Raw genomic sequence first — 11,662 nt, forward strand, 5'->3', positions numbered from 1 at the left:
TCCCATGATGCCCCACACTGAAAGCATCGCTGCTCTGCAAGCCCGGCGCTCGGAAACCAGGGCGGCTTCCTCTTCTAGCTTGTCGTTGAGCGCGAATCAGTTCGAGAACCGGAACTCCACCACGCCCCCGTCCTGCGCTCGGTCAGTCGAGTTTCTCGAACGAAGGCCTCGGCGCGATCACCGACACTCGGGTCTCGTTGAGAGTGAGCCATGCGGGGGCGTCGACGGACAGGAGCTTTCGGTCAACGGCGATCAGGTTCTGCTGAGCGGCTTCGTTGAGAGCGCCCAGAATCTCAGTCACCTTAACCCGCTCGAACTTCTCCAACTGGGCCTGAATCTTCTGCGCCTTCGCACTCGGCTTGTAGTAGTAGTGACCCCGGTCGTGCTTTCCCACTGTCAGGATCGCCTCAGCCACAGCCTCGTAGGCATCGTTGAACAGCCCCATGAACCCATCGGGGTCAGGCAGGGCAACGAGGTGCAACGACTTCCAGCGCTGATACCCCGGCCTCAGGTCACGGGCCTGAGGGACGATTGCAACTCGAAGACCGCGCCCGTCCTCCAACTGGTGCCAGTTGCTCTTGATCGTTGCAGCGGCGAACTTGTCCTTATCCTCACCACCCAGGAAGAGGTCGGTCTTCCATACCTGCTTGATGCGGTCGCCGAGGATCGGCTCTGCACGTACACCCTTTGCAGCAATCGGCACCCACGCACCGAAAGCGAACGGTCGCCCTTGCCCGTCCGGAAGTAGAACTGCATCGCCGCTCGCGTTGTTGACTACAGCCTCCGTGAAGCCGAGATGACGAGCACGCTCATGCCCGAACATCAGCGAGGTAGGCGCGGTGGTGGACCTGAACGACTTGGGGCTCGTCTTCAGGAGCGCCTCCATCACCAAGTCGGTAACTCGCGGCTCGCCACCCAAGATCGCCTCGTGCACTGCCCACTCGAAGCCGTCGCCTCGGGCACCCTTGTCACGGTGGAGCCGAACCACCTTCGCGAGCTGCCGAAAAGTCACGTCTTGGCGATCGCAGTTGAGATCCTCTAGATCACTCTGCGTCAACTCATCGAAATGCGCTCGGAGCACGGAACGCGAAACCGCGTACAACGCTCGCCCATACTCATCGACGGGTTCAGCCTGAGTGAGAAACGTTACGTCTGCCATGTCGCCTTCCAGATCCTGCGCAAATGCCTAACTGTGACGGAACTCCACGACGTCGCCGTCCTGCATGACGTAGTCCTTGCCCTCCAGGCGCGCCTTGCCCTTCGCACGCGCCTCGACGACGGACCCGGCCTCCACGAGGTCCTCGAAGGAGATGACCTCGGCCTTGATGAAGCCCTTCTCGAAGTCGGTGTGGATCACGCCTGCGGCCTGCGGTGCCTTCCAGCCCTTGCCGATCGTCCAGGCGCGCGCCTCCTTCGGACCGGCTGTGAGGTAGGTCTGCAGTCCGAGCGTGTCGAAGCCGATGCGCGCGAGCTGGTCCAACCCGGACTCCTCCTGACCGGTCGAGGCCAGCAGCTCGGCGGCGTCCTCCGGGTCGAGGTCGATGAGCTCGGACTCGATCTTCGCATCGAGGAAGATGGCCTTCGCTGGGGCGACGAGCGCCTCCAGCTCGGCCTTGCGGGCGGCATCGGTGAGCACCGCCTCGTCGACGTTGAAGACGAAGATCACCGGCTTCGCCGTGAGCAGACCCAGCTCCTTGATCGGTGCGAGGTCCAGCCCGGAGACCGACAGCAGCACCCCGCGCTGCAGCGAGTCCTGCGCGGCCCTGGCGGTCTCGAGCACGACCGGCTCGGTCTTCCTGCCCCGGACCTCCTTCTCCAGACGCACGATCGCCTTCTCCAGCGTCTGCAGATCGGCGAGCATCAGTTCGGCGTTGATGGTCTCCATGTCGGATGCCGGGTTCACCGCGCCCTCGACGTGCACGACGTCGCCGTCGGAGAATCCGCGCACGACCTGCGCGATCGCGTCCGCCTCACGGATGTTCGCGAGGAACTGGTTGCCCAGCCCCTCCCCCTCGCTCGCACCGCGCACGATGCCGGCGATGTCCACGAACGACACCGTCGCGGGCAGGATGCGCTCACTGCCGAAGATGCCCGCGAGCACCTCGAGCCGCTTGTCGGGCAGGCTGACGACGCCGACGTTGGGCTCGATCGTCGCGAACGGGTAGTTCGCCGCGAGCACGTCGTTCTTGGTCAGCGCGTTGAAGAGGGTGGACTTGCCGACGTTGGGCAGGCCGACGATTCCGATAGTGAGAGCCACAGGGCATGAGTCTACCGGGACCGCGCCTCACGGCCCCGCGCCGGAGATCCCCGCGACGGGACGACACGCGGCATGGGCAGTAGTCCCCTCGGTCGGGCGACGGGTCGGCCGTAGCATGAGAGACCAGAGGCAGAGGAGGAGCCGCCGTGGCCGATGACGTCCCCGACGAGATCGATGACCCGTTCTGGGCGGTCGTGCATCGCCGGCACCCCGACCTCGACATCGTTCTCCTCCCGCCGGCGCAGCCCGCACCGGACACGTCCGGGCTCGAGCCTCGAGCTCCGGAGACGTTCGCCCACGAGCACCTCGCCGAGGTCGACCGGGTGTGGGCCGACCTGGTCGGTCACGGGATGCCGCTCAGCACGGCCCGGTGGATCCCCGGGCCCACGCACGACTCGGTCTGCCACACCGTCACGCTGGCTCTCGGCGGGGTGGAGGAGTCCATCGCACTGGTGCATCTGCGCGCTGCCGCCGAGCTGCTGGCACCCGGCCGCTGGCGGGTCTTCATCCCTCCGAGGGGGATGCCGCGGGTGACCGCCGATCGGGACGGCCGGCTCGGCGACGAGCACCTGCTCTTCGGCTACGCGATCGAGAACCGCACCCTGTTCCTGCGTCTCGACTCCACCGGTGTCCCGGTGGGCGGCCGACGTGCCCAGGGCTTGATCGGAGACGCCGCATGAGCGACGGAGTGCGGTACGACCCGGTGGCGGCGTACGAGCTCGACCGGCGCTGGGACGCGCAGGCCGATCAGATGAACACGCTCATCAAGGAGCTCGACTCCACGACGGTCACCGGTCTTCCCCCGGCCGCACGCGACGCCGCGCGGACCTTCCTCGCGTCGTGGCGGAGCACGGCGGTCGAGGCGAAGGTGGCATCCGAGGTGTACGCGGACGAGCTGCGCGAGACGGGTGTGCTGTACGAGAATCTCGACGCGGAGATCGCGCGACGCATGAGGGCTCTCGGAGGCGGCGCCTGATGACGAGCACGACGACGGTCCTCATCCCCGAGACCATCGACTCCGTGGACCGTCCCGACGGCGATCCCGACGCCGTCGAGGCCCTGGCCACGTCGCTGCTGAAGTGCGCCGTGCGTCTCACGGAGTTCTCCGAGGAGGCGGGGCTGATCGCCCTCGCGCGAGGGTACTGGCGGGGGAAGGCCGCGGATGCCTATGGCGAGCACGCCACGCGCTTCGCGAACGCCCACCGGCCGATGGGCGAGACCCTCAAGCGGGTCGCCCGCGGCGTCGACGTGTTCGCCGATCAGCTGCGCACCCTGCGCAGCGAGCACACCACGATCACCAGCGACATCACCTCCTATCACCGCACGCGCACCGACCTCGTCGTCGAGGTGAGCCAGGCCGGCGAGGCCACGGACGCCCAGATCGCCGCGTTCCGGGAACGCGCTCGCACCCTCTCCACGCGACGCGCCGGCATCGTCCTCGACATCGAGGATCTGCGCACCCGCACGTCGGAGAACGAGCAGTTCCTGCGTCGGCTCTTCACCGGTGCGGACACGGTCGCCGAGGCGCAGGGAGCCAACGGCGGCATCAGCCCGTTGGCGATCACGGCGATCCGGCGCATGCCCTCCGAGTCCGCCGGTCCGGAGGCGATGAACAGGTGGTGGAACGGTCTGAGCGAGGCCGAGCAGGATGCTCTCATCGCCGCCTACCCCGAGCGGATCGGCAACACCGACGGCCTGCCCGCATCAGCCCGCGACGCCGCCAACCGTCTGCGTCTGGACGCCGACCTCGCCGAGCTGGAGATGAAGGAGCACGACGGCACGCTCGCCCTGGAGGACCACGACAGACTGGTCAACGCCCGCGCGGCGCGCACGGCGCTGAAGTACTCCGACGACTACGTGGTGCCGGGCACGAACGATCACCCGGGCAGTCAGCTCTGGCTCTACGACCCGGAGGCGTTCGGCGGCGACGGACGCGTCGCGATCGCCGTCGGCGATCTCGACACCGCCGATGACGTGTCCGTCCAGATCCCCGGTATCCGCACGGAGATGGACGACGCCCCCAGCGGCGTGAGGGACGCGACCCTGCTGTATGAGAGCGCGCGGCACAGCGGCGACGGGTCGAGCGTCGCGACGATGTTCTGGCTGGGCTATGACGCGCCGACGGACTGGTACGACCCGGCCACCCTCACCGAGGGGCGGGCGGCCGACGGCGGCGAGCGCCTCGCGGACGCCGTCGACGGTCTGCGCGCGTCTCGCGCCGACCATCCCGCCCATATGACGGCGATCGGGCACAGCTACGGTTCGACCACGACGTCCTACGCCGCGACGGACCACGACCTGGCCGTCGACGACATCGCCCTGATCGGCAGCCCCGGCACCGGGCCCGCAGATCACGCATCCGACTTCAGCGTCGGAGCGGACCACGTCTACGACGGACGGAACAGCCGGGATCTCGTCGCGGCCCTCGGCGAGCAGGGCTGGCTCCGCAAGAGCCAGCTGTTCGGGCTCGGGCTGGGCGTGGATCCGTCTTCGGAGGACTTCGGCGCGCACCGGTTCGAAGCCGAATCCGTCGATCGCGCAGACCACATCCGCAACACCGACGATCACACCCGCTACTACGAGCGTGACAGCGAGTCCCTGTACAACCTCGGCCGGATCGTGGACGGCCACGGTGACGACGTCGTCGGCGCCGACCAGTCCTACGACCCGTGGTGGGGCCCTCCCCAGGACCCGGAGATCGATCGCACGCCCACCGCCGACGTGCCGGGCCGATCCGACACGGGCCTCGGGAACGAGCCCTGATGGGGAAAGCAGTCATGATGGGAGTCGTGGGACTCCTCGCCTTCCTCCTCGGCGGATGCTCGCCCGTGCCGTCGGACCCCCGAGCAGTGCTCGAGGGGAAGGCGGCGACGATCGACGCTGCCGTGCAGGACCTCTTCGAGACTCTTGCCGTGGCCGGGCTCCAGGACGTGTCGGCAGCGAGCGCCGTCGACACGTGCCAGAGCGAACCCGCGCCCGGGGTCTCGTATCGGGCGGGGATGACCGTGAAGGCGGGCGAAGATCTCGCCGGAGGCTTCGACGCGCTGGTGAGGCAGCTCGACGCGGCCGGATGGAAGTCCACGGGTGCCTATCAGGACGTCGAGATCGATCCGGCCAGGCCCATGGGCCGGTTCGTCCGGGACGACATCACTCTCGATGTGAAGACCGGAGGGGCCTCCAGTGGAGGCGTCTGGTACGGTGCCGACGAGATGCAGCTCGGCGTCACGATCGACGACGACTGTGTGAGGGTTCCCGACGGCGGCTACATCGGCAAGGTCGAGGACCTCGCGAAGGACATCCTCCCCCGCCGCTGATCCGCCCCGGTCACCTCCCGCCTGGGCGCTGCACTCGGAAGGCGGCGGTCACGTAGGGAAGGCCGATGGTCTCATCACCGTGCACGCCCAGCTCGTCGAACAGGCCGTCCATGTCCGCATGGATGCTCGCCCGCGCCTGTTCGGATGCGGTGATCAGATGGCTGCGGGAGTCCGCCATGCTGTGCAGCTGTGCGCGCGTCATCGGGCGGACCCACTCCCACCTGTGCGACTCGGGGGCCGCGAAGGGCTCGGCCACCGTCGGGCCGCCGGCGTCGAGCATCTCCTCCGCGGCGCTGGCGTGCATGATCTCGGTGAGGCGGCGCACCCACTCCACGCGGTTGTCGCGCGTGTTCCAGATGAGGCCGAGAGTGCCTCCGGGACGGATCACCCGCCCCATCTCCGCGGATGCCGTCGCCGGGTCCGCCCAGTGCCAGGCCTGACCCATCACCGCGGCGTCCAGCTCGGCATCCGAGAACGGCAGCGATTCCGCCGTGCCGGGAAAGGTCGCCACACCCGGCACGGTCGTGTGCAGCTTGGCGAGCATCGCGGCATCCGGGTCGACGGCCACGACCTCGGCATCCGACGCGGCGATGAGAACGCGCGTCAGCTTTCCGGTCCCCGCTCCGACGTCGGCGATGCGCCGCGAATCGTGCGGCAGCGCCGCCAGCATCCACGCGACGGCCTCGAAGGGATAGTCCGGCCGCGCGGCTTCGTACGTGTCGGCCTGCGCGCCGAAGGAGGTCGCTCGCTCATCACTCACCTGCACAGTCTACGGCGAGCCTGCCACGTCAGCCCGGGTGAGAGGACGAGAGTTGGACGGTGCCTCTGGACTTCACCGCGATCGACTTCGAGACGGCGAACTCCAGCCCCGCCTCCGCCTGCTCCGTCGGACTCGTCCGCGTGCGCGACGGGCGGGTCATCGCGCAGACCGGCTGGCTGATCCGGCCACCCGCCGGTCACGACGACTTCAACGAGTGGAACACGAAGATCCACGGGCTCCGTGCGCAGGATGTCGCGGACGCGGACTCCTGGACGCAGCAGATCGGGCGCCTGTGCGCGTTCGCCGGGAAGGACGTACTGGTCGCCCACAACGCCGGCTTCGACATGAACGTGCTGCGCCGGGCCTGCGAGGCGACCGGTCTCGACGCTCCCCCGTACCGCTCGCTGTGCTCGCTGGCCGTGGCCCGCAAGACCTATGATCTGGACTCCTACAAGCTGCCCAGAGCCGCGGAGGTCGCCGGGTTCGGTGCGTTCCCCCACCACGACGCGCTGGCGGATGCCCGGGCCTGCGCGCAGATCATCATCGACGCCGCCCGACGCGCGGGGGCGTCGGATGTGGATGCGTTGGGCTCTGCTCTCGGCATCCGTCTGACGGGGCCGCAGGCTTCGCGTCCGGCGCGCGCCGTGGCCTGACGGCACGGAACGCACGCGACCGTCCGCATCCGCCTGCGGGGGCGACCGGCGGATGCCGTCGACTCAGGCGCCTCCGGGCACTCCCGACAGCAGGGCGATCACGATGCCGGAGGTCAGCACGAAGGCGCCGATCATCCACCACGAACTGATCTCGTGCCCTTCTTCGCGGCGCACGCGGAAGAGCACGTCCTTCCGGCGGGCGGGATCGACGATGGCCTGTGCCGTGCCGGGGCGCGCAGTCGCGGTCTTCTGCGCGGCGGCGAGCTGCTCCTCGGTGACGCGCAGGATGCGCCCGGTCTTCGTGGTGATGTGCTGAGCGTGGCTCGGCTTCTCGAACTGCTCGTGCGCTGACATCCCGAGCTCTCCTGTCCGTGGCCATGCCGGCGCACGGGCGCACCGGTTCCTGCTCCATTGTGCCAGCCGACGCTGGGAATTCCGGTAGCAGGCGGCGGAGAGTGGCACCTGGTCCGCGACGAGTCGCTTCTCGGGCCGGCCGTGCCGGGGCAGGAGCACCGTCGGAGGCGACGCCCGTCAGCGCCGGCTGCCCGCCACGCTCAGAGCCACTTGGACACCAAGTGGTCGGAGACGATCCGGCGAAGGGTACCCGACGCGCTGCGCAGCACGATGCTCTCGGTGTACAGGTACTGCGCCTCCCGGCGCACCCCGCGCACGAGCTGCCCGTCCGTGACGCCGGTCGCGACGAAGATCGTGTTGTTGCCCTTGACGAGGTCGTCCGCCTCGTACACCTTGTCCATGTCGAGGCCCGCATCGATGCCGCGCTGGCGCTCCTCGTCGTCACGGGGCCACAGGACACCCTGGATGTGGCCGCCCAGCGCCTTGATCGCGCAGGCGGTGACGATGCCCTCCGGGCTGCCGCCGACGCCCACGCACATGTCGGTGCGCGCCCCGTGCCGGGCCGCGTTGATGCCGCCGGCGACGTCGCCGTCGCTCATCAGCCGGGTGCCCGCACCAGCGTCCCTGATCTCCTGGATGAGCTTCTCGTGCCGCGGCCTGTTCAGCACCGAGACGACCATCTCCTCCACGGGCTTGCCGAGCGCCTTCGCGAGGCGACGGATGTTCTCCCCGATGGGGAGACGGATGTCGACGACACCGACGCCGGCGGGACCGGTGACGAGCTTGTCCATGTAGAAGACGCTCGACGCGTCCAGCATCGTGCCACGGTCCGAGACGGCCAGCACCGACAGCGCGTTCTGCCGGCCGGCGGCGGTCAGCGAGGTGCCGTCGATGGGGTCGACGGCGATGTCGCACTCCGGCCCGCGCCCCGTGCCCACCTGCTCGCCGTTGAACAGCATCGGCGCGTTGTCCTTCTCGCCCTCTCCGATGACGACGCGACCCTGGAAGTCGACGGTTCCGAGGAACGCGCGCATCGCGTCGACGGCAGCGCCGTCCGCGGCCTCCTTGGCGCCACGGCCGATGAAGGGGACGGCGCGTATCGCCGCCGCCTCCGTCGCGCGCACCAGCTCCAGTGCGAGGTTGCGGTCGGGGCGGAGGGGACTGAGATCGGCTGTGAGGCTCACCATGCGGTCAGCATAACGATCAGCCAAGCGGAAAACGTCGAGTTTTCTCGATTATGGAATGAAGGATTCGATGTTCTTAACCCGACAGCAAGAAGACTGCTCGGCCGTCTCGCAACAGCTGAGAAGAATCGACATCCACGCGGCTAAAGTGAGCATGACCCCGCCCGTCAGAAGCAGGAGATTCCATGCCCGTCGCCACACCCGACCAGTACGCAGAGATGCTCGACCGCGCGAAGGCCGGTGGCTTCGCGTACCCCGCTTTCAACGTCTCCAGCTCGCAGACCATCAACGCGGTGCTGCAGGGGCTGACCGAGGCCGGCTCCGACGGCATCATCCAGGTCACCACGGGTGGTGCCGACTACTTCGCCGGCCACACCGTCAAGGCCCGCGCCACCGGTGCGCTGGCGTTCGCGCGCTACGCGACGGAGGTCGCCAAGAGCTATCCCGTCACGGTGGCGCTGCACACCGACCACTGCCCGAAGGACGCCCTGGGCGGCTTCGTCGAGCCCCTCATCGCCGCCAGCGAGGAGGAGGTGAAGGCGGGTCGCAACCCGATCTTCCAGTCGCACATGTGGGACGGCTCCGCCGTGCCGCTCGCGGAGAACATCAAGATCGCCAAGGATCTGCTCCCCCGCATGAAGGCCATCAACGCGATCCTCGAGGTGGAGATCGGCGTCGTCGGCGGCGAGGAGGACGGCGTCAGCCACGAGGGATCCAACGAGGCGCTGTACACCACCTTCGCGGATGTCGACCAGGCGATCCAGGCGCTCGGCATGGGCGAGCAGGGCCGCTACATCGCCGCTCTCACCTTCGGCAACGTGCACGGCGTGTACAAGCCCGGCGGGGTCAAGCTGCGTCCGGAGCTGCTCGGTGAGATCCAGGCGCAGGTCGCCGAGAAGTACGGCACGGGCAAGAACCCCCTCGACCTGGTCTTCCACGGCGGCTCCGGCTCCTCGGATGCGGAGATCGCGACCGCCGTCGCCAACGGCGTCATCAAGATGAACGTGGACACCGACACCCAGTACGCGTACACGCGTGCGATCGCCGACTACATGTTCAAGAACTACGACGGTGTGCTGAAGGTCGACGGCGAGGTCGGCATCAAGAAGCAGTACGATCCGCGCGCGTGGGGCAAGGTCGCCGAGACGGCCATGGCCGCCCGCGTGGTCGAGTCGACCCGCCAGCTCGGCTCGTACGGCAAGTCCCAGAGCTGACCCGATCCCCTCGCCGCACCGCCCCGATCGGGATCGGATGCGCGACAGGAGGCGCCGCCGGATGCACTCCGGCGGCGCCTCCTGCGCTGTGGGCGATTATTGCCGCGACGCCCGGTCCGGCCTTCAGAGGCGGCGGATGCGGATCACCCAGATCGCCAGGTCGACGACGGCGTCCAGGACGAGCAGGATGCCCAGCCCCCGGGCGATCCGGTGGCGGGAACCCGTCAGGCTCGAGCCGACGGCCAGTTCGGCGAGGCTCAGCGTCGCATCGACCACCGGGCGCTTGCGCAGGAACCGCGCGAACCGGACCAGCGGACGATCCCGGTGCACGAGCGGCGCCGCCTCCACAAGGCCCCCGAGCAGCATCTCCCCCGCCAGGCGCGGCCACCCGCGCGGCGTGAAGCGCCGCCCGCCGCCGGAGAGGTCCAGCCCCGCCGTCACGAGCGCCTCGGGCACGCCGAACGCGACGACGAGCGCCTGCAGCCGGGCATCCGCTCCCCGCACCCCGCCGAGCGCCTCGGGCAGGCACGCCCGGCGCACGGCATCCGGGTCCACGCCGCCCTCCGTGCCGAGGTCGGCCAGCTCCTCCCGCGATCCGTCGAGCTCGCCGAGCATCCGGCGGTACAGCTCCGCGCTCTCGGGCAGCGCGATCTCATCGATCTCCAGCACCGGGCGGGTCAGCCGTTCCGCGTTCGGCCAGAACATCGCCGTGCGTCCGTGCACCCCGCTCACCTCCACCCGGGCCTGACCGTGCGGTGGCACATGGACCTCGATGATGGGATGGTCCGCGGGCCCTCCCGACACGGCGCCGTGTGCGCGGTCGGTGCGGTAGCGGTACATCGACCAGGTCGACGCCTCCAGATAGTCGACGGGGGTGTCCAGCAGCTGTGCGGTCAGCCGAGCCGCCCACGGCCCGCGCCGGGAGAACTCCGTCACCCCGACCGGCTCCGGGTCGCCGGACGCCTCCTGCTCGGCATCCGGCCACGGCACCTCCCCGGCGTCGTCGAGCTGCCCGAACGCCTCGCCGAACGCCTGCTCGAGCTCTGCGTCGATCTCCTCGTGCTCATCGAGCGCATCCTGCACTCCGCCCGCCCCGCGCTCGTCGGCGTCGCCGTCCACATGCAGGGTGAGGCCCACTGCGGCGAACAGCGCCGTCAGCCGGGACGCGCTCAGATCGACGCGCACCCGCCCCTCGGCGTCCAGCGCCACGACCGTCCCGTCGTCCGTGACGGGGACCAGCAGCTGCGGTGCGCCCTCGGCGCGGACTGCGGCCAGCACGCGCTCGGACCGCAGGACGTCCTCCGCGCGCTCGACGGCATCGATCCCCTCGACGGAATCGACCGACGCGAACGCGATCCGGAAGGCGATCTGCGGTGCGGTCATGCCCCGAGGCTACCCGGCGGGCGGTGTGAGCAGGGCCTTCGTGAATGCGGGGTCGCCGAGCATCGGCACGGAGATGCAGATCGACACGGCGATCATCGTCATGACGAACCCCAGCAGGGGGATCCACCATGACGAGCGCGCCCGGCGGATCCGGCGCACCGACAACCACACCGTCATCGCATACCCGATCAGCATCACCACGGCCGCCGCGACGCCCCACGTCCGCGCACCCGCATGGTTCGTGAAGGTGCCCTCGAGACCGAGCAGGTCGAGGGACTGCTGCAGCGCGGAGGACAGATCGACCAGGCCGGGGATGGAGGAGAGCACGTTGACGAGGCCGAAGCCGAGCAGAACGAAGGTGATCAGTCGTCCCGCGGCGCCCTGAGAGCGGTCGGCATCGCGGCCGGGCGTCACGACCGGAGGGACCTGAGCGGATGCCGTCGGACCCTGCTCCAGCGGAGGCAGGCCCGCTCGGGCGCGCTGCTCCTCGGGCGAGGCGTACTCGCCGTACTGCGGTCTGTCGACGCTCATGGTCCCACGCTA

Annotated in this window: 13 protein-coding genes; 6 read left to right on the forward strand and 7 right to left on the reverse strand. The window is 69.2% G+C overall.

The annotated features are described in order from the left end of the window. Nucleotides 1–142: 142 nt before the first annotated feature. On the reverse strand, nt 143–1,159 hold the full coding sequence (locus tag ABD770_RS02070; RefSeq protein ID WP_344817828.1) for a hypothetical protein: 1,017 nt from the start codon (nt 1,157–1,159) through the stop codon (nt 143–145). Nucleotides 1,160–1,186: 27 nt separating this feature from the next. Beyond that, nucleotides 1,187–2,257 carry a redox-regulated ATPase YchF gene (ychF, locus tag ABD770_RS02075; protein ID WP_344817829.1) on the reverse strand — a complete coding sequence of 357 codons (1,071 nt, stop codon included), beginning with the start codon at nt 2,255–2,257 and terminating at the stop codon, nt 1,187–1,189. Between the two features lie 146 nt (nt 2,258–2,403). Here ychF and ABD770_RS02080 point away from each other — a divergent pair, with 146 nt between their 5' ends. The 4 genes from ABD770_RS02080 to ABD770_RS02095 are packed head-to-tail and all read left to right on the forward strand — an operon-like array spanning nt 2,404 to nt 5,571. Further along, nucleotides 2,404–2,937, forward strand: a complete 534-nt coding sequence (locus ABD770_RS02080; protein WP_344817830.1) for a hypothetical protein — start codon at nt 2,404–2,406, stop codon at nt 2,935–2,937. Continuing rightward, complete coding sequence (locus ABD770_RS02085) at nt 2,934–3,233, forward strand: hypothetical protein (protein WP_344817831.1); 300 nt, start codon at nt 2,934–2,936, stop codon at nt 3,231–3,233. The genes ABD770_RS02080 and ABD770_RS02085 overlap by 4 nt, the downstream gene beginning before the upstream one ends. Next, nucleotides 3,233–5,020 carry an alpha/beta hydrolase gene (locus ABD770_RS02090; protein ID WP_344817832.1) on the forward strand — a complete coding sequence of 596 codons (1,788 nt, stop codon included), beginning with the start codon at nt 3,233–3,235 and terminating at the stop codon, nt 5,018–5,020. Before ABD770_RS02085 ends, ABD770_RS02090 begins: the two co-directional genes overlap by 1 nt. After that, entirely contained in the window at nt 5,020–5,571 is a 552-nt protein-coding gene (locus ABD770_RS02095; protein WP_344817833.1) for a hypothetical protein, read from the forward strand. The genes ABD770_RS02090 and ABD770_RS02095 overlap by 1 nt, the downstream gene beginning before the upstream one ends. 10 nt (nt 5,572–5,581) lie before the next feature. On the opposite strand, the gene ABD770_RS02100 is transcribed toward ABD770_RS02095, so the two are convergent. Beyond that, nucleotides 5,582–6,331 (reverse strand): class I SAM-dependent methyltransferase, encoded by a 750-nt coding sequence (locus ABD770_RS02100; protein WP_344817834.1) that lies wholly within the window; start codon nt 6,329–6,331, stop codon nt 5,582–5,584. Nucleotides 6,332–6,390: 59 nt separating this feature from the next. Here ABD770_RS02100 and ABD770_RS02105 point away from each other — a divergent pair, with 59 nt between their 5' ends. Next, nucleotides 6,391–6,984: a 3'-5' exonuclease gene (locus ABD770_RS02105; RefSeq protein WP_344817835.1), complete on the forward strand. Its 594-nt coding sequence runs from the start codon at nt 6,391–6,393 to the stop codon at nt 6,982–6,984. Between the two features lie 63 nt (nt 6,985–7,047). Here ABD770_RS02105 and ABD770_RS02110 read toward each other — a convergent pair whose 3' ends face one another. Together ABD770_RS02110 and glpX are read right to left on the reverse strand one after the other, a co-directional pair. Then, the gene (locus ABD770_RS02110) at nt 7,048–7,338 is read right to left on the reverse strand and encodes a hypothetical protein (RefSeq protein WP_344817837.1); all 291 of its coding nucleotides are present in this window, start codon (nt 7,336–7,338) and stop codon (nt 7,048–7,050) included. 200 nt (nt 7,339–7,538) lie between these two features. Next, entirely contained in the window at nt 7,539–8,525 is a 987-nt protein-coding gene (gene glpX, locus ABD770_RS02115) for a class II fructose-bisphosphatase (protein WP_344817838.1), read from the reverse strand. A gap of 182 nt (nt 8,526–8,707) precedes the next feature. Here glpX and fbaA point away from each other — a divergent pair, with 182 nt between their 5' ends. Next, nucleotides 8,708–9,736: a class II fructose-bisphosphate aldolase gene (gene fbaA, locus ABD770_RS02120; RefSeq protein ID WP_344817839.1), complete on the forward strand. Its 1,029-nt coding sequence runs from the start codon at nt 8,708–8,710 to the stop codon at nt 9,734–9,736. A 123-nt stretch (nt 9,737–9,859) separates the two neighbouring features. On the opposite strand, the gene ABD770_RS02125 is transcribed toward fbaA, so the two are convergent. Continuing rightward, the gene (locus ABD770_RS02125) at nt 9,860–11,119 is read right to left on the reverse strand and encodes a hypothetical protein (RefSeq protein ID WP_344817840.1); all 1,260 of its coding nucleotides are present in this window, start codon (nt 11,117–11,119) and stop codon (nt 9,860–9,862) included. A 9-nt stretch (nt 11,120–11,128) separates the two neighbouring features. Continuing rightward, a complete protein-coding gene (locus tag ABD770_RS02130; RefSeq protein WP_344817841.1) occupies nt 11,129–11,650 on the reverse strand; it encodes a DUF6264 family protein in 522 nt (173 codons plus the stop codon). Nucleotides 11,651–11,662: the final 12 nt, after the last annotated feature.

It is taken from the genome of Microbacterium soli, from assembly GCF_039539005.1.
GTDB lineage: Bacteria > Actinomycetota > Actinomycetes > Actinomycetales > Microbacteriaceae > Microbacterium > Microbacterium soli.

Coding starts and splice junctions, on each gene's coding strand:
- ABD770_RS02070 (WP_344817828.1), bottom strand. CDS start 1,159: ATGGCAGACGTAACGTTTCTCACTCAGGCTGAACCCGTCGATGAGTAT.
- ABD770_RS02095 (WP_344817833.1), top strand. CDS start 5,020: ATGGGGAAAGCAGTCATGATGGGAGTCGTGGGACTCCTCGCCTTCCTC.
- fbaA (WP_344817839.1), top strand. CDS start 8,708: ATGCCCGTCGCCACACCCGACCAGTACGCAGAGATGCTCGACCGCGCG.
- ABD770_RS02130 (WP_344817841.1), bottom strand. CDS start 11,650: ATGAGCGTCGACAGACCGCAGTACGGCGAGTACGCCTCGCCCGAGGAG.
- glpX (WP_344817838.1), bottom strand. CDS start 8,525: ATGGTGAGCCTCACAGCCGATCTCAGTCCCCTCCGCCCCGACCGCAAC.
- ABD770_RS02090 (WP_344817832.1), top strand. CDS start 3,233: ATGACGAGCACGACGACGGTCCTCATCCCCGAGACCATCGACTCCGTG.
- ABD770_RS02085 (WP_344817831.1), top strand. CDS start 2,934: ATGAGCGACGGAGTGCGGTACGACCCGGTGGCGGCGTACGAGCTCGAC.
- ABD770_RS02110 (WP_344817837.1), bottom strand. CDS start 7,338: ATGTCAGCGCACGAGCAGTTCGAGAAGCCGAGCCACGCTCAGCACATC.
- ABD770_RS02125 (WP_344817840.1), bottom strand. CDS start 11,119: ATGACCGCACCGCAGATCGCCTTCCGGATCGCGTTCGCGTCGGTCGAT.